This window comes from Streptomyces sp. CWNU-52B (assembly GCF_047444975.1).
Classification (GTDB): Bacteria; Actinomycetota; Actinomycetes; order Streptomycetales; family Streptomycetaceae; genus Streptomyces.
On the sequence record NZ_JBLFJV010000061.1, the window covers coordinates 27,207 to 46,344 of the forward strand.

At 70.5% G+C, this 19,138-nt stretch carries 20 protein-coding genes; 12 read left to right on the plus strand and 8 right to left on the minus strand.

The window, feature by feature from the left end; genetic code table 11:
• Positions 1-36 precede the first annotated feature (36 nt).
• The 7 genes from ACLVWQ_RS38975 (at position 37) to ACLVWQ_RS39005 (ending at position 6,673) form a co-directional block, all read left to right on the plus strand.
• Positions 37-1,350, plus strand: coding sequence for an ABC transporter substrate-binding protein (locus tag ACLVWQ_RS38975; protein ID WP_414114058.1), 1,314 nt, complete (start codon positions 37-39; stop codon positions 1,348-1,350).
• On the plus strand, positions 1,347-2,288 hold the full coding sequence (locus tag ACLVWQ_RS38980) for a carbohydrate ABC transporter permease (RefSeq protein ID WP_414114059.1): 942 nt from the start codon (positions 1,347-1,349) through the stop codon (positions 2,286-2,288). The genes ACLVWQ_RS38975 and ACLVWQ_RS38980 overlap by 4 nt, the downstream gene beginning before the upstream one ends.
• Entirely contained in the window at positions 2,285-3,154 is an 870-nt protein-coding gene (locus ACLVWQ_RS38985) for a carbohydrate ABC transporter permease (protein ID WP_414114060.1), read from the plus strand. Before ACLVWQ_RS38980 ends, ACLVWQ_RS38985 begins: the two co-directional genes overlap by 4 nt.
• Entirely contained in the window at positions 3,151-3,765 is a 615-nt protein-coding gene (locus tag ACLVWQ_RS38990; RefSeq protein WP_414114061.1) for a hypothetical protein, read from the plus strand. Before ACLVWQ_RS38985 ends, ACLVWQ_RS38990 begins: the two co-directional genes overlap by 4 nt.
• A gap of 189 nt (positions 3,766-3,954) precedes the next feature.
• Entirely contained in the window at positions 3,955-4,644 is a 690-nt protein-coding gene (locus ACLVWQ_RS38995; protein WP_414114062.1) for a hypothetical protein, read from the plus strand.
• A 141-nt stretch (positions 4,645-4,785) separates the two neighbouring features.
• Entirely contained in the window at positions 4,786-5,472 is a 687-nt protein-coding gene (locus ACLVWQ_RS39000; RefSeq protein WP_414114063.1) for a sigma-70 family RNA polymerase sigma factor, read from the plus strand.
• A gap of 241 nt (positions 5,473-5,713) precedes the next feature.
• Positions 5,714-6,673 (plus strand): PRC and DUF2382 domain-containing protein, encoded by a 960-nt coding sequence (locus tag ACLVWQ_RS39005; protein ID WP_414114064.1) that lies wholly within the window; start codon positions 5,714-5,716, stop codon positions 6,671-6,673.
• Positions 6,674-6,774: 101 nt separating this feature from the next.
• On the opposite strand, the gene ACLVWQ_RS39010 is transcribed toward ACLVWQ_RS39005, so the two are convergent.
• Positions 6,775-7,230, minus strand: a complete 456-nt coding sequence (locus ACLVWQ_RS39010) for a winged helix-turn-helix transcriptional regulator (protein WP_414114065.1) — start codon at positions 7,228-7,230, stop codon at positions 6,775-6,777.
• Between the two features lie 102 nt (positions 7,231-7,332).
• On the opposite strand from ACLVWQ_RS39010, the gene ACLVWQ_RS39015 reads away from it, so the two are divergent.
• The gene (locus ACLVWQ_RS39015; protein WP_414114066.1) at positions 7,333-8,223 is read left to right on the plus strand and encodes a TIGR03620 family F420-dependent LLM class oxidoreductase; all 891 of its coding nucleotides are present in this window, start codon (positions 7,333-7,335) and stop codon (positions 8,221-8,223) included.
• Positions 8,224-8,281: 58 nt separating this feature from the next.
• Here ACLVWQ_RS39015 and ACLVWQ_RS39020 read toward each other — a convergent pair whose 3' ends face one another.
• The 4 genes from ACLVWQ_RS39020 to ACLVWQ_RS39035 all read right to left on the minus strand — a co-directional run bounded on the left by ACLVWQ_RS39020 (position 8,282) and on the right by ACLVWQ_RS39035 (position 13,015).
• The gene (locus ACLVWQ_RS39020; protein ID WP_414114067.1) at positions 8,282-9,799 is read right to left on the minus strand and encodes a carboxylesterase/lipase family protein; all 1,518 of its coding nucleotides are present in this window, start codon (positions 9,797-9,799) and stop codon (positions 8,282-8,284) included.
• A 161-nt stretch (positions 9,800-9,960) separates the two neighbouring features.
• Complete coding sequence (locus ACLVWQ_RS39025) at positions 9,961-10,860, minus strand: MBL fold metallo-hydrolase (RefSeq protein ID WP_414114068.1); 900 nt, start codon at positions 10,858-10,860, stop codon at positions 9,961-9,963.
• Positions 10,861-10,921: 61 nt separating this feature from the next.
• Positions 10,922-11,929: a hypothetical protein gene (locus ACLVWQ_RS39030; RefSeq protein WP_414114085.1), complete on the minus strand. Its 1,008-nt coding sequence runs from the start codon at positions 11,927-11,929 to the stop codon at positions 10,922-10,924.
• Positions 11,930-12,109: 180 nt separating this feature from the next.
• Entirely contained in the window at positions 12,110-13,015 is a 906-nt protein-coding gene (locus tag ACLVWQ_RS39035; RefSeq protein ID WP_414114069.1) for a helix-turn-helix domain-containing protein, read from the minus strand.
• A gap of 140 nt (positions 13,016-13,155) precedes the next feature.
• On the opposite strand from ACLVWQ_RS39035, the gene ACLVWQ_RS39040 reads away from it, so the two are divergent.
• Positions 13,156-13,683: an SRPBCC family protein gene (locus ACLVWQ_RS39040; protein ID WP_414114070.1), complete on the plus strand. Its 528-nt coding sequence runs from the start codon at positions 13,156-13,158 to the stop codon at positions 13,681-13,683.
• Between the two features lie 197 nt (positions 13,684-13,880).
• Here the strand turns inward: ACLVWQ_RS39040 and ACLVWQ_RS39045 are convergent, their stop codons facing one another.
• Both ACLVWQ_RS39045 and ACLVWQ_RS39050 read right to left on the minus strand, forming a co-directional pair.
• The gene (locus ACLVWQ_RS39045) at positions 13,881-14,132 is read right to left on the minus strand and encodes a hypothetical protein (RefSeq protein ID WP_414114071.1); all 252 of its coding nucleotides are present in this window, start codon (positions 14,130-14,132) and stop codon (positions 13,881-13,883) included.
• Positions 14,133-14,168: 36 nt separating this feature from the next.
• A complete protein-coding gene (locus tag ACLVWQ_RS39050) occupies positions 14,169-14,501 on the minus strand; it encodes a hypothetical protein (RefSeq protein ID WP_414114072.1) in 333 nt (110 codons plus the stop codon).
• A gap of 590 nt (positions 14,502-15,091) precedes the next feature.
• Here ACLVWQ_RS39050 and ACLVWQ_RS39055 point away from each other — a divergent pair.
• Positions 15,092-15,244, plus strand: a complete 153-nt coding sequence (locus ACLVWQ_RS39055; RefSeq protein ID WP_414114073.1) for a hypothetical protein — start codon at positions 15,092-15,094, stop codon at positions 15,242-15,244.
• Between the two features lie 109 nt (positions 15,245-15,353).
• Here ACLVWQ_RS39055 and ACLVWQ_RS39060 read toward each other — a convergent pair whose 3' ends face one another.
• A complete protein-coding gene (locus ACLVWQ_RS39060; protein WP_414114074.1) occupies positions 15,354-16,139 on the minus strand; it encodes an SDR family NAD(P)-dependent oxidoreductase in 786 nt (261 codons plus the stop codon).
• 85 nt (positions 16,140-16,224) lie between these two features.
• Here ACLVWQ_RS39060 and ACLVWQ_RS39065 point away from each other — a divergent pair, with 85 nt between their 5' ends.
• Positions 16,225-17,073, plus strand: coding sequence for a helix-turn-helix transcriptional regulator (locus tag ACLVWQ_RS39065; RefSeq protein ID WP_414114075.1), 849 nt, complete (start codon positions 16,225-16,227; stop codon positions 17,071-17,073).
• 1,142 nt (positions 17,074-18,215) lie between these two features.
• Positions 18,216-19,130 carry an ABC transporter ATP-binding protein gene (locus ACLVWQ_RS39070; RefSeq protein ID WP_414114076.1) on the plus strand — a complete coding sequence of 305 codons (915 nt, stop codon included), beginning with the start codon at positions 18,216-18,218 and terminating at the stop codon, positions 19,128-19,130.
• The last annotated feature ends 8 nt before the right edge of the window (positions 19,131-19,138 follow it).

The following is a 19,138-nucleotide window of genomic DNA, read 5'->3' on the forward strand; positions in this document are numbered from 1 at the left end:
GGGGAAGCGCTTTCTAGCGAATGAGGTGACCCACTCATGCCCGGAAACAGGACAAGGAAGTCCTGGAAACCCCGCGTCGCGACGGCCACGGCGGTGCTCACGCTCTGCTCGGTCCTCGCCTCGGCCCTCACGGGCTGCACCGGGTCGGACGGGGCGGGCGGCGCCGGCGGCAAGGTGTCCCTGCGCTACACCTGGTGGGGCAACCCGGACCGGGCGGCCAGAACCCAGGAGGCCGTCGACCTCTTCGAGAAGAAGCACCCGGGCGTCGAGGTGCAGACGTCGTTCTCCGGCTACGACGCCTACAAGCAGAAGCTGGCCACCCAGGCGGCGGGCGGTGACGCCCCCGACGTCATGCAGCTCGACTACCGGATGATCGACCAGTACGCCTCCGGAGACGTCCTGCTGGACTTCGCCCGGCAGCGCGCCGCCCTGGACACCGGCGAGTTCGACGCGGGCCTGCTGGCCACCGGCGTGGTGGACGGCAGGCAGTACGCGATCCCGCAGGCCCGCGGCACCGAGACCGTGGTGTACGACACCGCGGGGTGGCGGCGGGCCGGGGTCGAACTGCCGCGCCAGGGCTGGACCTGGAGCGAATGGGCCGACGCCATGCGGGAGTTGGCGAAACGGACCGGCAAGCCCGGCGGCACCGACCCGGGGCAGAGCGAGGACGCCTTCGAGGTGTGGCTGCGAGGCCGGGGCAAGGTCCTCTACACCGAGGACCGCCGGCTCGGCTTCACCGTCGACGACCTGACCCGCTGGTGGACCTTCGCCGACGGGCTCCGCAGGGAGGGCGCCGTCTCGCCGGCCGAGCAGACCACCCAGCTCGACGGCACGGTGGAGAACACCCCGCTCGGGCGCGGCAAGGCCTTCTCCGACCACAACTGGGACGCGCCGTCGAGCGGGTTCCTCGCGCTGGTGCCGGACGGGGTCACCCTCGGGCCGATGCCGTCCGGCGAGGACGGCACCCCGGGGCAGTACTTCAAGCCCTCGATGTTCATGGGGGTCGCCGCCGACTCCGGCCACCCGAAGGAGTCCGTCCAGCTCGTCGACTTCATGCTCAACGACCCGGACGCCGCGAAGATCCTCGGGGCCACCCGCGGCATCCCGGTCAACGAGTCGCTCCGCGAGCGGATCGCCCCCGGGCTCAAGGACTTCGACAAGACGGTCTTCGACTACCAGGCGTCCGTGGAAGGCAAGCTCAAGGCGCCGCCCCAGGCCCCGCCCTCGGGGGACAGCGCACTGCAGACGACCTTCCAACGGGACTACGAACAGGTGTCGTTCGAGCAGATGTCGCCCCGTGAGGCGGCCGAGGACTACATCACCGAGGCGAAGGCGGAGCTGAGGTCATGACCACCACCGAGACACCGGTCCCCGCCCGCGCCGCGCGGACCACCGCCACGAAGCGACGACCCGCTGGACGCCGACGCGAGGGCGCCGCCTGGGTGTTCCTCTCGCCATGGGTGCTCGGCGCGGTGGTGCTGACCCTGCTCCCGATGGCCGTGTCGCTCTATCTCTCCTTCACCGACTACGACTTGTTCAACCCGCCGAAATGGGTGGGCCTGCGCAACTACACGCAGATGTTCACCGAGGACCCGCGTTACTGGCGTTCGGTCGGCGCGACCCTCACCTACGTCGTGATCGCCGTACCCCTCCAGCTCGGCCTGGCCCTCGTCGTCGCGCTCGCCCTCAAGTCCATGCGGCGCGGCCGGGGTTTCTACCGCTCGGCGTTCTACGCGCCCTCCCTGCTCGGCGCCTCCATGTCCATCGCCCTCGTATGGCGGGCGATCTTCAACGACGGCGGCACGGTCGACAACCTGCTGGGCACCGGCGGCTGGGTCAACCAGCCGGGCTGGTCGCTGCTGGCCGTGGCGCTCCTGACGGTGTGGCAGTTCGGCGCCCCGATGGTCATCTTCCTCGCCGGACTCCAGCAGATCCCCCCGGAGCTGTACGAGGCCGCGGCCGTGGACGGGGCGAGCCCGTGGCGGCGGTTCCTGTCCGTCACCGTGCCCATGCTCTCCCCGGTGATCTTCTTCAACCTGGTGCTCCAGACCATCCAGGCGTTCCAGGTCTTCACGCCCGCGTTCGCGGTGAGCGGCGGCAAGGGCGGCCCGGCCGACTCGACGCTCTTCTACACCCTCTACCTCTACGACCGCGGTTTCGTCGCCTCGCACATGGGCTACGCCTCCGCGATGGCCTGGGTGCTGCTCCTCGCCATCGGCGCCGTCACCGCGGTGCTGTTCCGCACGTCACGCACCTGGGTCTTCTACGCGTCCGAGGGGGACCGATGACCACCACCACCTCAACCGCCGTCGCACGCGGGCCGGTCGCCCGGCGCCGAGTCGCCCTGCACCTCGGCGCCCTCGCCGCGCTCCTCGTCATGCTGTACCCACTGGCGTGGCTGCTCGCGACCTCGCTCAAGCCCGCCGATGAGGTGATCGCCAGCCTCGACCTGCTGCCCAGCAGCCTGGAGTGGTCCAACTACTCGACCGCCCTCGACGGGGTCAACGACGTCTCCGTGTGGCGGCTGCTCGGCAACTCGCTGCTGATCGCGGGCGGCGCGGTCGTCGGCAACGTACTGAGCTGCTCGCTGGCCGCGTACGCCTTCGCCCGGCTGCGGTTCCGCTTCCGCGGGCCGCTCTTCGCCTTCATGATCGCGACGATCATGCTGCCGCACCACGCGGTGCTGATCCCGCAGTACATCATCTTCAACCAACTGGGCATGGTGAACACCTACTGGCCGCTGATCCTGCCCAAGTTCCTCGCCACGGAGGCGTTCTTCGTCTTCCTCATCGTGCAGTTCATGCGCGGGCTGCCGCGCGAACTGGAGGAGGCGGCGCGGATCGACGGCTGCGGCCCGTTCCGCAGCTTCTTCCTCGTCATCCTGCCGCTGACCCGGCCGGCGCTGATCACCACGGCGATCTTCACCTTCATCTGGACCTGGAACGACTTCTTCACTCAGCTGATCTACCTCTTCTCACCGGAGAAGTTCACGCTCACGCTGGCCCTGCGGTCGTTCGTGGATGCGTCGAGCACCTCGGCCTTCGGACCGATGTTCGCGATGTCGGTGATCGCCCTGCTGCCGATCGTGCTGTTCTTCCTCGCCTTCCAGCGGTTCCTGGTCGAGGGCATGGCGAACTCCGGGATCAAGGGATGAGCGGAAACCGAGGAACGGGTGGTGGGCAGTCTCGTGAGGCGGGGGAGATCTTCGGGCCGCGCATGACGCTGTTCGCGGACGTGCTGATGGTGGGGGTGTGCACGGCGCTCGCGTCGCTGCCGGTCGTCACGCTGCCCGCCGCGCTGTCGTCGGCGTGCGCGGTCGTGCGCGGCGCGCGTGAGGACCGGCCGGCCACGGCGGCACGGTACTCGGCGGTCCTGCGGCAACGGCTGCGCGGCGGCGACCTCGTGGCCGGAACGGTGACCCTGGCCGGCGTGCTGCTGTGCTGGGCGGACCTGGCCATGGCCCGCGCCGGACTGCCCGGCGCCCCGCTGTTCGCGGTCGTCGCGGCGGCGATCGGCGGGTCCGCGGCCGTCGTCGGCCTGCGCGCGTGCGGGCGCCCCGAGTCGCTCACGGACTGGCGGGCGGCGGTGGCGGGCGCCGCGCGGGACTCCGTCAGGGACGTGGGCGGCAGCGGCCTCGTGCTGCTCGCCCTCGCGGCGGCCGTGCTGTGCGCGTGGATGCTGCTGCCGCTGGCGTTCCTGGCGCCGGGCCCGCTGGCACTGGCGCTGACGGCGGTGGACGTACGGAACGTACGGGCTGGGCACTGAACAACTCGGTTGCGGTGAGCGTGACTTCCGGTCACGCTCCCGCCCACGGCCGACGTCGTTCCGGACCCGTGTGGAGTTCCGGCCGGTCCCTGTGTTCTGGATCACGGGTCGCGTGTTGAGCGGGGAGAGGGGGCAATTCCCGTACCTCCCCATGACGCACGCACGACGAATGCGAGGATGAGGCTCGTCATGACTGCTGGGTGGGGTGTTCGCGCAGTACGGGCCGCGGTGTTCGCGGTCGTCTGTGTGCTGCTCGCCGCCCTCGGACACGTGATGATGTCCGGCTCCCCGGTGTCCTGGTGGACCATGGCGGCCGGGGCGGTGGCGACGGGCGGCGCGGGCTGGTGCCTGGCCGGCCGGGAGCGCGGCCTCCCCCTGATCGTCTCGGTGGTGGTCGTCGCCCAGGGCCTGCTCCACACGTCGTTCTCGCTCGCGGGGCCGTCGAGTCGGGCGCGCACGCCTACGACGGACACCATGGACACCATGGGTGACATGGGTGCCATGCACATGGGACACGCGGGGCACATGGCATCCATGGGGCCCGGACACCTGACCTCGGGCTCCCCCTCGGGCTCCATGGGCGGGCCGGCGCACGACATGGCCGGAACGTCCTCGTTCGGCATGCTCGCCGCCCACTTGGTGGCCGCGCTGCTGTGCGGCCTCTGGCTGGCGTACGGAGAGCGCGCCGCCTTCCGTATCCTGCGCGCGGTCGCCGGCCGGCTCGTCGCCCCGCTGCGGTTGCTGCTCGCGCTGCCCACGCCCCCGCACCGCCCGCGTGTCCGTGTTCGCCGCGACTCCTCCGACCGGTCGCCGCGGCGGCTCCTGCTCGCCCACGCCATCACTTCTCGGGGTCCGCCCGCGGGGTCCGCTGCCATCTGAGACAGCCGGATCCCCGAGGCGCCACACGCGTGCCTCGGGCATCGGCCGTACCTCCGTGTACGGCCGAATCCCCCTCGCCGGACCGACCCTGCGCGCACGCGCCGTCGGTCCGGATCACGGATGACCCGAGAAGGACACCTTGTGATCACTCCTGCCCTCCCTGTTTCACCCGACAGAAGCGATACGAGCGACGGAAGCGACCGGGGGGCCGCGAGCCGCCCGCACCGTCCGAGCGGTTCCGGCCGCCCGAGCGACGCGGCGGCGTCCGCCGACGAGTCGATAACGGCCTGGGCCTTGGCCGCGCGGACCGGTGACCCGGAGGCCGTCGACCGGTTCGTGCGGGCCCTGCACCGAGACGTCGTGCGCTACGTGGCGTACCTGTCCGCCGACCCCCAGGCCGCCGACGACCTGGCCCAGGACACGTTCCTGAGGGCGCTCGGCAGCCTGCACCGCTTCGAGGGCCGCTGCTCGGCCCGTACGTGGCTGCTGGCCATCGCGCGTCGCGCCGTGGTCGACAGCATTCGGTACGCCGCCGCCCGGCCTCGTCTGTCCGACGTACCGGACTGGCGTCTGGCGGTGGAACGGGCTCAGCCGCGCGACCTGCCGGGCTTCGACGACGGGGTCGTACTCCTCGACCTGCTGGCCGCGCTGCCCGACGAGCGGCGTGAGGCGTTCGTCCTCACCCAGATGATGGGGCTGCCGTACGCGGAGGCGGCCGAGCTCAGCGACTGCCCCATCGGAACCGTCCGCTCCAGGGTGGCCCGAGCCAGGGCCACCCTGATCGGCCTGCTGGCCGAGGCGGGTGCGCCGGCGGCGCTGGCGGCCTGACGAAGAGCCTCACGAGGAGAGGTGTAGGAGACCTCACGAAGAGAGGTGGAAGAGAGAGGGGAAGCGAGGGTGGGGTGTGCCGGCGCCGGCCGATACTCCGCCCTCGCCCCCTCCATGACGGAGGTTCTTACGGTGGGCGATAGTTTCGCTTTCTACATCTATTGTCGCTTTTTAGATGTTTCGTACCTTCTGTTGAGGTGACTCGGGCAGGACACCGGACTTAGAAGGAGGGTGCTGAAGGATGATCACCCAGGAGCAGATCCCGGCAGTACTGGAACACCCCGTGTACGACGCCGAGGGCAGCAAGATCGGGGACGCCAGCCACGTCTTCTTCGACGACGCGACCGGTCGCCCGGAATGGGTCAGCATCAAGACTGGCTTCTTCGGCACCAGCGAGTCGTTCGTGCCGATCCGCGAAGCGGTCATGGTCGAGGACCACCTTGAGGTGCCCTACCGCAAGGACATGGTCAAGGACGCACCCAACGTCGACGTCGACAGCGGCGGCCATCTCTCCGAGTCGGAAGAGGTCCGGCTGTACGAGTACTACGGCATACGCTGGGACGACGCCTGGCAGCAGGCCAACAAGCCGGGCGACGGCTGGGCCACCACCGGTGCCGCGGGCGCCGCGGGCACGGTCGGGGCCGCCGGGATCGCCGGCACCGCCGGCGGCAAGGGCACCGCGGGAACGCGCGGGCTCGCCGACACGTCCGGCACCAAGAGGGCGGCGGCCGGCACCGCGGGCACGGGTGTCAAGGGCAAGGCCAAGGACATGGGCAAGGCCCGGGGCGGTACGTCCGAGGACGTGGCGATGACCCGGTCCGAGGAGCACCTGCGCGTCGCCACGGAGCGGTACGAGACGGGGCGCGCGCGGCTGCGCAAGTACGTCGTGACGGAGGAGGTCCAGCAGACGGTTCCCCTGCGCCACGAGGAAGTGCACGTCGTGCGGGAGCCGATCACGGACGCCAACCGTGGCGATGTCAGGGCCACGGAGATCGCCGAGGGCGAGCGCGAGGTCACCCTGCACGCCGAGCGTGCCGTCGTGCAGACCGAGGCGGTTCCGGTGGAGCGGGTGCGGCTGGCCACCGAGGAGGTCATGGAGGACGAGACCGTCACCGGTCAGGTCCGCAAGGAGCAGATCGTCGTCGAAGGAGTCGACGAGGACATGAAGGGTATGGACAAGGGCCGCCGCCCTCGCCGGTAGTGCCGGTGCGTACACGGCAGTCGCGCTCACCCTGACGGGGGGCGCGACAGTCGTGTGTTCGGCACCCGCCCGGTGTCCGCGCGGACCTACGCGCTCGACCCTTACCGGCGTCCGCCGTGTTGTCCGCTGCTTTTCGGTTCCGGCGCGGCTTCCGTCACGGTCTCGGTCTCGGTCGCGGCCTCGGTCGCGGTTTCCGTGGCCGTCTCCGTGGCGGCCTGGAAGCTGACGATGGCCTCGCCGTACGACCTCGCCCAATCCGTGAGCACGGAGATGGGTTCGACGAGTGTCCGGCCGAGGTCGGTCAGGCTGTACTCGACCCGCGGGGGCGCTTCGGCGTACACCTGGCGGTCGACGAGCCCGTAACCCTGGAGTCGGCGCAGTGTCTGAGTCAGTACCTTGCGCGAGATGCCGCCGATGAGGTCGACGAGTTCGCCGTGCCGGCACGGTCTGCGGCTGAGCGCGAACAGGACGACGACGGCCCACTTGTCGGTGATGATCTCGATCGCCAGCCGAGCGGGGCAATCGGCGAAGAAGACGTCTCCGGCCGCGCGACTCATGCGCGAAAGGATATCAGGAGGTGGCCATTGGCCGGGTCGATTGGCCGGGTCGGTGCGGGGAACGCCGGGAACAGCAGGCGAAGGATCGGAGTTGATCACAGCATGACTTCAGAGACACACCAGTCCTTCGGCCGCATCGGTATCTGGAGCGGTGCCCTGCGCAGATCGCAAGTGGACGAGACCGGCTGGGGAGCGATCGCGGAGGCGGTCGCCGAGCTGGAGGAGCTGGGGTACGGCACGCTCTGGCTGGGGGGCAACCCCTCCCCGGACGACGCCGCGGCGGTCGTCGCCGCCACCCGTACGGTCACGGTGGCCACCGGGATCCTGAGCATCTGGGAACACACCGCGCAGGAGGTCGGCGCGCGGATCGCGGGGCTCGACGCGAGCTCACGCGACCGGTTCGTCCTCGGTCTGGGCGTCAGCCACAGCGTGTTGGCGCCGCAGTACGCGAAGCCCTACAGCGCGATGGTGGCGTACCTCGACGCCCTCGACGCCGCCACTGCGCCGGTCGGCGCCGGACGGCGGGTTCTGGCGGCGCTCGGCCCGAAGATGCTGAAGCTCGCCACCGGCCGGGCGCTGGGAGCCCACCCGTATCTCGTCACCGTCGAGCACACGGCGGAGGCCCGCGAGGCGCTCGGCCCCGACGCGCTGCTCGCCCCGGAACTGTCCGTCGTGTTCGACACCGACCTCGACCGGGCCCGCACCACGGCACGGGCCATGTTGAGCATGTACCTGCAACTGCCCAACTACAGCAGCAATCTGCTGCGCCTGGGCTTCACGGAGAACGACTTCGAGGGCGGCGGCAGCGCACGGCTCCTCGACGCGCTCTTCGCCCTGGGCGACGCAGAGCGCGTACGGGCCCGGACCCTGGAGTACCTCGACGCCGGGGCCGACCACGTCGCTCTCCAGGTGCTGACCGCGGACCAGGGCGGGGGCGGCCTGCCGCTGACCGAGTGGCGGGAGCTGGCCGAGGTGTTCACCGGCCGGCTGTGACGGCGGCCGGCCCGGACCGCGCCCCGGATTCGAGCGTGCCCGGTGCTCGACGAGCCGGTCAACGGCCTGGCCCGCTCCAGGCCTGCCGTTCCCGGCTGCGGGGGGCGTCGACCTGGGTCCACTCGGTGTCGATGCGCATGGTGGTCCGGCGCTCGCGGGTGTACGGCTCCCAGCCGGGGTTGCCGGTCCGGGCGAACCGGATCCACGCCCCCTGTACCCGTGCGGCGAGATCCGCGGGAGGCCGCCGCGGGCCGAGGAGGCCGTCGGGGCCGTGCAGCCGGGGAAGGTGCGTACGGTCGAAGACGAAGGGAAGCTCCATCGTGTGGGTGGCACCGAGTTCGCCTCCCACGGCCAGGGAGCGCCACGCGAACTCGTAGCCGAAAGTGCGGGACCCGCGGCGTGCGGCATGCGCGTCGGCCAACGCCCGGGTGCCCGCGCCGAACAGGGCATCACCCATGATCGCGGACCTCAGCTCACCGAAGGAGGCCTGGGGCCGGGACGTGCGGTACGTCTCGATGAGCCGCGCGGGGTCCGGGTGCGAGCGCGCCGCCACCGCGTCGACGTCGGCCGCCGTCGACGCGGTGTAGTTCCCCACCGGGACGAGGTAGAGGTTTCCCTCCTCCGTGTTGGTTCCGATGAGCAGGTCGACGTCCGGCCCCGGTCCGGCGGCGACAGATTCGGCGGGCTGTGTCTCAAGGACCAGGCTGAAGGGGCTGAGCCCGACAAGGGGGTCGAAGTGCGTCCGGGTCCGCAGGTCGATGCCGGCGAGCCGGCCCGCGGCCTCGACCAGGCGCTCGTCGGAGATGCCCGCGAACGCGTCGGCGTGCGGTTCGATCCCCAGGGTGTCGGCCGCCGACCGTGTGACACGGCGGGCCTGCTCAGGGGTGAACGCGCCCAGTCCGCTGCCACTTTGGACGATCGCCCGGTGGACGAGGCCTGTGGCCTCGGGGGTGGCGAGGACGCCGCCGACGATGGTGGCCCCGGCCGACTGACCGAAGAGCGTGACGTTGCCCGGGTCACCGCCGAAGGCGGCGATGTTCTCCCGCACCCAGCGCAGCGCGGCCAGCACGTCGAGCAGGCCCCGATTGGCGGGCGCTCCGGGGAGGTCGAGGAACCCCGGGATGCCGAGACGGTAGTTGAGGGTGACGAGGACGACGCCGTGCCGGGCGAAGCCGGAGCCGTCGTACAGCGGGGACCGGGTCGACCCGGCGACGAATCCGCCGCCGTGGACGAAGACCATGACAGGCAGGTCCTCGACAGGCAGGTCCTCGTCCATGGCGGCGGGCTGCCGGACGTCGACGGTGAGGTAGTCCGCTCCTCGGCTCCAGCCGGCACCGAAGTAGGGGGACATGTCGACCGCGCCGAGCTTGCGCTCGGACTGAGGCGCGTTGGGCCCCGGCACGGTGGCGTCGCGCACGCCGTCCCACGGTGCGTGCGGCCGCGGCGGGGCGAACCGGCCGGTGCCGAGGGGCGGAGCGGCGTAGGGGATGTTCAGGAAGGCGGTGGTGGTGTCCTGGCGCAGACCGCGGACCGCCCCTTGAGCGGTGGTGACGACGGGATCGGTGTCGTGGCTCACGACGGTTCCTTTCCTCGGGCCCGGGTGGGCGGTTGGGCGCGGTTGAGTGGTTGAGCGGTCGGGCGGTTGGGGCGAAGGTGTCCGGAGCGAAGTGGCGCCCGGACCCCGGGCCGGACCCCGGCTCTCCGGCACAGGCCGGAGAGCCGGGGTCCGCGCAGCGGTCAGAGCCGGTCGAACGAGGCCCACCGCTTGACGCCGAACGCGCTGCCGTTGCGCTCCACTTCCAGCGCGCCGTGGCCGGCGAAGTGGGCGGGCAGGACCAGCGCGTTGGAGTCGGCGGCCCAGCCGAGAATCTCCTGCCGGGTCTTGCGGGAGGCGTGGGCGTCCTCGCAGAAGCAGCTGTTGTGTTCGGGCTGCATGATCTGGAAGGGGGAGTGCAGCAGGTCGCCCGCGAAGACGGCGCGCTCGGTGCCGGAGGCCAGCATCACGACGCTCGACCCCGGGGTGTGGCCGGGTGCGGCCTCCAGAGTGAGATTGGCGTCGATGCGCAGGCTCGATTCCCAGAGCGTGACCTGGCCGGCCGCGTGTACCGGTGCGACGCTGTCCTCGAAGACGTTCTGGTTGACTCCGCCGGCGATCTTGGGGTTGTCGGCCGGGTTCCAGAACTCGAAGTCCGCTTTGGGCATCAGGTACGAGGCGTTGCGGAAGGTCGGAACCCAGGTCTGGCCCTCCAGACGGGTGTTCCAGCCGACGTGATCGACGTGGAGGTGGGTGTTGATCACGATGTCGACGTCGTCGGGCTGTACGCCGGCCCGCGCGAGATTGCCGAGGAAGTCCAGCTCCAGGTGGCTCCAGACCGGTGCGTAGGGGCGTTCCTTGTGGTTGCCGACCCCGGTGTCGATCAGGATCGTCCTGCCCTCGCTGCGCAGCAACCAGGTCTGCACGGCGACCCGGCAGATGCCGGTCTCCTCGTCGAGGAAGTCCGGGACGACGACGGAACGGTGCCTGTCCCACTCCTGCTTCGGTGATGCGGGGAAGAAGACGTCCGGGGTCATACCGACCGGCCCGTGCAGTTCCTCGACCCTTGTTATCTCGACGTCGCCGAGAGTGATGTCGCTCATGACGGTGCTCCTGTGTCGTCTGTCATTGGTTCGTCCGGGCCGCTCGGGTGCCGGGCGTGTATCAGCGGTGGTGGCCGTTCAGGCGGGCGCGCAGGAGGTTGGGGTCCTGCTGCGTGGTGTAGGCGGCGCTGAGGACGTACACCTCCTTGCCGCGCAGGGCGACGGAGGTGGGGTTCTGCAGTCCGTCGGCGGCGTCCAGGACGGTGGTGCTGGTGCCGTCGGGCTGGATGCTCACGACCTCGCTGGGGCCGTTGAGGGTGGCGAGCACCTCGTTGCCTCGACCGGTGAAGGCGAAGTCGTCGATGCCGGTCAGGCCCGTTGCCGTCACCCGCGGTGCGCCCGCCCGGTTCCCGGGGTGGATCGGGATGCGCAGGAGGGTGCCCTCGTCGAGGTTGGTCACCCACAGCGCACCGTTGTGCACCTTCGCGCCGTTGGCTCCGAGGAAGCCGGTCGAGGCGAGCTCGGACGCGGTCGACCAGGTGGTGGGCCGGCCTCCGGAGAGGGGGACGGTCGACACGGTGCCGAGCACCGAGTCGGTGATGTAGAGCCGCTCGGAGTGCGGGTCCAGCGCCAGACCGTTGGGCAGGCCGTTCGCGGGCAGCGCGGTGATGCGCTGGGGGGCCTTGCCGGGGGTCAGCCGCCACAGGCCCGTCAGGTCGGCGGTGCCGGTCGCGTACAGCACGTACGTGGCGCCGTCGGCGTGGACGATGCCGGTGGTCAGCGGGAAGCCGAGGACGGGTGTCTTGACTCCGCCGTCGGCGGGCGCGGGCAGGGTCGCCAGGATGCGGGTGTCGCCCCGAGGGGAGATCTGGGCGACTTGGCGGCTGCCGGCGAACGTGACGTGGGCCGTGCCGTCGGGCAGCAGGGCGATGTTCTCCGGCATCTGGCCGGCCGCCAGGTCGAAGTGCTCGGCGATGCGAACGTCGCTCAGGAGGCCCGGAGCAACCGCGGTGCTGTGGGCGGGCGATGCGGCGTGGGTCGTCGCCGGTGCCGCCGGTGCCGCCGGTGCCGATGGGGCGGACAGGAGCGCGGCGGACGTGGTGGCGGCCAGCAGGGCGACCGCAGTGATGATCTTGCTGCTTCGTCGGGTGATTCGGTGGGACACGGGGGTTCCTTCACTTCACTGGTTGGCTGGTTGGTTCGCTGATTTGCCGGTTCTGGGCAGGCTGAAGCCGCGCTGCGGCGATGCCGTGGTGATTGGTGACTGGTGGTTGAGAGGGCGGCGTCGAGAGGGGTGGGCGAGGAGGGTTCAGGCGGTGGGGGTCCCCGCGTCAGCGTCCTCGCGCGGGGAGACCGTTTCCCGAGGCGCGGCGCCGTGGGCGAGCAGCTTCAGGGAGGTCGCGGAGGGCGACCCCGGGGCGGCCGTGGTGATCACCACGGACCCCCCGCCGCCTTGCGGACTCCGGAGCGTCTGCTGGGTGACGGTCAGGGTTCCGACCGTGGGGTGGTGCATCTCGTAGTCGGCGGCATCGCAGGCCAGGACCCGGTGATCGGCCCACATGCCGGCGAACTCCGGGCTGCGCATGATCAGTTCGCCGATGAGCCCGGCCAGCAGAGGGTCCTGCGGGTACCGGCCGGCGGTGATGCGCAGGTTGCCGACCACGGACCTGGCCTTGGCGGGCCAGTCGGTATAGAGGTCGCGGGTGTGGGCGTCGAGGAACACCAGCTCGGCCATGTTCGGCCGTTGCCCGGGTTCGTCGGGGCTGCCCGGGTCGAGATGACCGGCGAACAACGCGTGACCCTGTGTGTTCCAGGCCAGAACGTCGCTGCGGAGGCCCATGACGATGGCGGGGGTGCCTTCGAGAGCCGCCAGCAACGCGCCGGTGGCCGGGGTGATGTGCTCGGGGCGGGGGCGTGGTGCGGCTTTCCCCCGCTTCGGCGCACGGGCCAGCTCGTGCAGATGGGCCCGCTCGGACTCGTCCAGACGCAGGGCGGTCGCGATGGCATCGAGTACCTCACGCGAGGCGTTGCGTGACTGACCCTGTTCGAGCCGGGCGTAGTACGGCGCGCTGATGCCCGCGAGCATCGCCAGCTCCTCCCGCCGCAGCCCCGGCACCCGGCGCCGCTCGCCGTAGGTCCGCAACCCCACGTCCTCGGGATGCAGAAGGCCCCGACGTGCCTGGAGGAAGTCGGCCAACTGCCCGTGCTTGTTCATGAAACGGAGTATGCGCGGCACCGCCGAACCGCGCCTCACCCTGCTGGGGTACGGATTCACAGGGTCTGGCTGCTCCCCGCACCGGCCCTCAGGGTGAGGGGCGTACACCCCATCTGTCGCCATCACCTCCAGGAGACCCGGTGACCACCACCACGTCCGAGAACACCCGCCCCGCTTCGCACGACTCGCTGGCCGGCCTCGATCTGACACCCTTCGCCTTCACCAGGCGGTGCTGGGTCGACCTGACGCCGGACTCCGTATACCAACTGATCAGCGACGTGTCCCTGATCGAGACATGGAGCCCGAGCGCCAGCGCCGTGAGCTACGAGCCGGGAGAGGGCCCTTGGGTCGGCGCACGGTTCAGCGGACGCAATCGCCGCGACGGACGCGAATGGGTCACCCACTCCGAAGTGGTCCAGGCGGATCCGGGTTCCGCGTTCGCCTTCGTCGTCGGCGGAGCCGAGCACGGCATCGTCCGCTGGGGCTGGCACTTCCACAAGCAGGGCACCGGGAGCGTCGTCGAGCAGACCTGGCGCCTGCTGCGGACCGACCCGGTCCTGGGCGACACACCCGAAGACCTCCACGCCCTGCGGGACCACATGGCGAACAGCGCGGAGGCCACCTTGCTCTCCCTGACGGAGTGGGCCGCGGGGCACCGCACCCGATAGTGGCCGCGCCCCGGTCCGAGTGACGTACGACCGGGGGCCGGGTCCGCGTACACGGACATGATCCGACGCCTCACTGCCAACGGATTTCCGCAGGCGGTCCAGTGAGCTGCGCCTGAAATCCTGAAGCAATGTATTGCTCAGTCGGAATCGGATGGAATCAGAAGAGATCATCTCGTCGTCCGCGGACAGCTCAGGCCTCAGGCCGTTTCGTGTCGATCGGTGCGCGCTCCAGCCATCAGGAGCAGCAGCCATGCCGACGTCGCTACGACGAAGATCGCGATGAACGGCGACAGGCTGCCTCGCTTGAGGAAGAAGATGAACGACTCTGGTCCGTGCGTCAGCGCCACCAGGCCCAACAGCGTGAAGGCACCGATGGCGACCATTCCGAACAGCCACTGTGCCCAGTGGCGAGCTACGGATCGGGCTGTCACGCGGTCCCGATGGTTCATCCTCGTGCCTCCTCGCGCTCGAAGCCTCAGATCCTGTCAGCCACGCGCTGTCGCGGCTACAAACCCTGACCTTGCAGCCATGGCCCCGATCCCGCCACGCGCAGGATCCACCAGACCATAGGCGTCGGCCGGCACCCGAATCTGAGCAGCCTGGACGTCCACCGAGGGCGTGTTCTCCTTTTGGGGCACGCACCAAAGCCAGGCCGGATAGCTCACATCGTCCAGTGGGCTCCCCGGTTGGGCCATGTCGAGATCGATGAAGGCGACCGGTGTCCCGTCCTGCGAATACGGCGTCGTCGGGTCCCAAGTCGTGGTGACACTCGGCCCGGTGTCGACCAGGGAGATCACTGCCCGGGTGGCCTCGTGCATCGCGCACGCCGGCCCACCCGCCGCAGCGACCTGCGTGTCGCCCCACGGACGGAGCTTGGAGGGAACCCGGCCCGGCACGTAGCTGAAGGCGTCCCGGCCTACCTGATCGCGGCCGAGACACCGGGCGCCCGTGCGAACGCTCGCGCCTGCCCTTGGCACCCGCGCCTCGCGTCCGTCGGGGCTCGCCCCCCGGCACTCGTGCCTGGATCAACGCACCGACCAGAGCGTCGAGTTGGGCAGCAGCCATCCCGGTCAGCTCCGGGTCGCAGCGAGAGCAGGCGTTCAACGCTGGCCGCGGGCGCACTCGACCGGGCGGGTTGTGGCGATGGCGAATTCCGATTCCGGCCGACGGCGTGGGGCCGGGCAAGGACCAGCAGCGTGGACAGCGGCGTCCGGCGGGAGTGCAGTACCGCCTGCGCGCCGGTCTGGCCGTAGCCGTCGCTCCTGGACCGAGAACCGCCGCTCAGCCGACCTGCGAGACGGGGCTCAGCCGGCCAGAGGGAACTCCGGTTGCTCAGGGCCGTGTGGAATGTCGATCCGCTCCTCGCCGGTGCGCAGGGCCCGCAGGATCACCCGGCCGACGTACTCGGGTGATCCTGACCGAGAAGGCTCTCGGCGGCGGCAGCTGGCAGCTCCTCTTCGCCGACCGCCACCCCCACGCCGGCGGCCCCGTCACCTATGCCGCCTGCCTCGAAAACCGCGACCGCTTCGAGATCGAACTCGTCGCCGACCCCGCACCCTGAAGAGTTTCGCGGCGGCCCGCCGGGGCGGGCGGTGCTCCGGGAAGTCCAGTACGGGGTCGTTGCCGAGGTCGGCGGACAAGGGCCTCCTGCCACGGCCAGGGCCTGTCTGTCAGGCGCCCGCACCGCCGTCGACCGGCACGATCGCGCCGGTCACCATCGACGCCCGGTCGCTGAGCAGCCACGCGGCCGCCTCCGCGACCTCGTGGGGCTCAGCCATCCGTCCGAGCGGGATCGACGCCGTGATGTGCCCGACGATGCCGGGGGTCGCCGCCTCCCATTCGTCGATCATCTCTGTGGCGGTGCCGCCAGGGGTGATGCCGTTGACCCGGATGCCGTCAGGGGCCCAGCTCACCGCGGCGGTCTCGGTGATGCTGTTGAGCGCCCGCTTCATCGCGCCGTATGCGGGAAGGGCGGGGTTCGCACGGCGGCTGCCGATGCTCGAGGTGTTGACGATCGCCCCACCCCCGTTCCGTCGCATGAGTGCGGCCTCGGCGTTCATGGCGGTCCAGTGCGAGCGGAAGTTCACGTTGAACTGCTCGTCGATGTCCTCGTCGGTCGTGGCGTCGAGCGGGCCGGGCTGCCGCTGTCCGGCCGCACCGTTGTTGAAGGCGCCGTCGAGCCGTCCATGCAGTTCCTCGACACGGTCGACGGCGGCGCGGACGCTGCCACGGTCGGCAAGGTCCAGGGCGACGGCGTCGGCGACGCCCCCGCCCGCGCGGACCTCGGTGACGACGCGGTCGAGGGCGTCGGTGCTGCGGGCGGCGAGCACGACGGCGGCGCCCTCCTGCGCGAAGAGCCGGGCCGCGGCCGCGCCGATGCCGCGGCTGGCGCCGGTGATGAAGACGACCTTGCCGGTGAGCAGGCCGATGGGTGCGGTGTCGATGGTGTTCGTCATGCCGCCAGTGTCATTCGGTCCTCGGAGCGCATTCAGGCACAGGCGGTACCAGGATCCGTCGCCGCGCGGCGTGCACACTTGGGGTATGGACAAGCATGAGCTCGGGGCGTTCCTGCGCACCCGCCGCGAGCGGCTCCGGCCGGAGGACGCCGGCCTCCCCTCGGGCCCGCGACGCAGGACACCGGGTCTTCGCCGCGAGGAGGTGGCGGTCCTCGCGCACATCTCCACGGAGTACTACGTCCGGCTGGAGCAGGGCCGGGCACCACGGCCGTCGGGCGAGGTCCTGGCCGGCATCGCGGGCGCGCTGCGGCTCACGGACGCCGAGTCCGACCACCTCCACGTCCTCGCGGGCACCGCGCCGAGCCGGACCGCACTGCACCGGCGCGACGTCCGCCCGAGCATCCTCGCGCTCCTGGAGCGGCTGCCGCAGACGGCCGCCTTCGTGACCTCCGCCGTGTTCGAGGTACTCGCGTGGAACGACCTCGCGGCGGCGCTCATGGAGGACTTCGCCGAACTCGCCCCGGAGGACCGCAATCTCGCACGCCGGGCATTCCTGCCGGCCCGCGCCGACGCGCCGCTGTACGGGGTCGCCGACACCGCGGAGTTCCGGCACCACGCCGTCATGGGGCTCCGGTCCGCCCTCGCCCGATACCCTTCCGACCCCGCGGTGACCGCACTCGTCGACGAACTCCGGGACTCCAGCCCCGAATTCGCCCGGCTCTGGGAGCGGCATGACGTACACGCCGCGCCGATGCTCACCAAGACCTTCCGGCACCCGGCCGTCGGGGAGATCACCGTCGACTGCGACTCCCTCACACTCACGGACCGCGACCAGAACCTCGTGCTCTACAGCGCGCCGCAGGGATCCCGCAGCGCCGAAGCCCTCGCCCTGCTGAACGTCCTCGGAGCCGAGGCCGGCGACTATCTGCGATGACGGGACGGTCCCGAGGAAGGGACAGAGGACGAGACCCCGCTCGCCGAGCTACGACGAGGTCGTCGACGACCTCGTCGTCCACACCTTTCAGCGTGGGGCGTCGGGTTCAAGAGTGGTGCTGTGGAGGGTGATGCCTGTGCTGATGTGCCGGAGGTCGGCGTGCACGGGACGGCGGCCGCCTGTCGGCCGTCGACGCCGCGGCCACCGTCGCAGGATGACCGCGAGCGAGCCAAGGTGACCGGCGCCTTCCCGAGAGCCTCTGGGGCCGCAGATGGCGGACTCCGGGGGTGATTCAGTCGTCGTGCTGACCGGCAGGCGCGCTATTGCCCTCGTGATGGCCGGTGGGTGCGACGCCGCCGTCAATGTGACCGGCGGGCTGAACCCGGTGGCTGTCCCATGGCAGTGGGAGCGCCGACGCCGCCGGAGCCACACCCATCACCACGGCCGCGGTGGCTACGAGGATGGTGGTCATACGTTTAGGCATTTCCGTTCCCCCTGTTGCTGAAATCGCAGCGGAGCCCATGGCGGGCCCTCGATACCACTGCCCATACTCCGACACTCGACCAGCTTCGTCCTGGCCTTTGCACGGCCTTCCCAACAGAAGCCGCGGCCTCCGGCTCGCGCCGACCAGGGTCGGCGCGAAGAGGATTGCGGCCCAGGACGAGATCTTCTTGAAGTCGTCTGCCTAGGGGTGGTGACCTGCAGCGATGCGACTTCTATCGCCTCTGAGCCGCGCAGACGCGTCTTTCGGCGTCTTTCGGGATCGTGCGGCGTTAGGAAGTCCAGTCTCCCCACGGACTCCCCAGGGCCGCGATTACTCCCCAGATTCTTCCCAAGGACGGCTGCTGTCCGGACGCGGCGACCTGCGGGGACGGCTCAGCCGGCGCCCTGCCGTAGTGACGCTGAGTGGTTCGTGTTCGCCGGTCAACAAGGCCACCTGCGTTCCATGGCCGGCCGGAGGCCGGCATGTGAGTTTCATGTGAGTCAGAGGGCTCCCCGGTGCAGCCTGCCGAGCCTTCCCAGGTCACAGGCTTGGCATTCCCATATGACGTTCATGTTCTTCCAGATCCGGTTCACGGCGGCGGCGGACAGTGAGTGGTGCACGCGAGGGTCGCGTGCACCACCGCCGGTCTGGAGTCTCGATGATCGAAGTACGTGGCCTGTCCAAACGCTATGGCGAGGTCCTGGCCGTGGACGATCTGACGTTCGCTGTCCGGCCCGGGGAAGTGACGGGGTTCCTGGGACCCAACGGTGCCGGCAAGTCGACCACCCTGCGGATGATCGTGGGCCTGGACGCCGCCAGTTCCGGGACCGCGACTGTGGGTGGGCGGCCGTACGTCGCGCAGCCCACGCCGCTGAAGGAGGTCGGGGCGCTCCTGGACCCGGGCGCGGTGCTGCCCAGCCGCACCGCCTATCACCATCTGCTGGCGCTGGCGGCCGGCAACGGGATCCCGAGCAGCCGGGTCAAGGCGGTGCTGGCGGAAGTCGGCTTGGCGAACGTGAGCCGCCGACGTGCGGGGACGTTCTCCCTCGGCATGCGTCAGCGGATGGGGATCGCGGCGGCTCTGCTGGGTGATCCTCCGGTGCTGGTCTTCGACGAGCCGCTCAACGGGCTGGACCCGGAGGGCATCGTGTGGATCCGCTCGCTGATGCGGAGGATGGCGGCGGAAGGACGCGCGGTTTTGATGTCGAGCCATCTGATGAGCGAGATGGAGCTGACCGCCGACCACCTCATCGTCATCGGCAGGGGACGGCTGATCGCCGACACCTCGATGAAGGACTTCATCGAGGCTCACTCCGAGCGTGAGGTCTTCGTCCGCAGTCCCCAGGCCGAGGAACTGCGCGGCATGCTCAGCGCAGCCGTTGAGGTGCGGACTGAGAGCAGCGACGCTCTGGTGGTGACGGGCTTGGAGGCCGCCGAGATCGGTGCGTTGGCGTCGGCCAACGGAGTGGAGCTGCATGAGCTTGCTCCGCGCCAGGTGTCGTTGGAAAGGGCGTTCATGGATCTGACCCGGGATGCGGTGGAATACCAGTCGGAGAGGGAGACGAGTCGATGACATGTTCG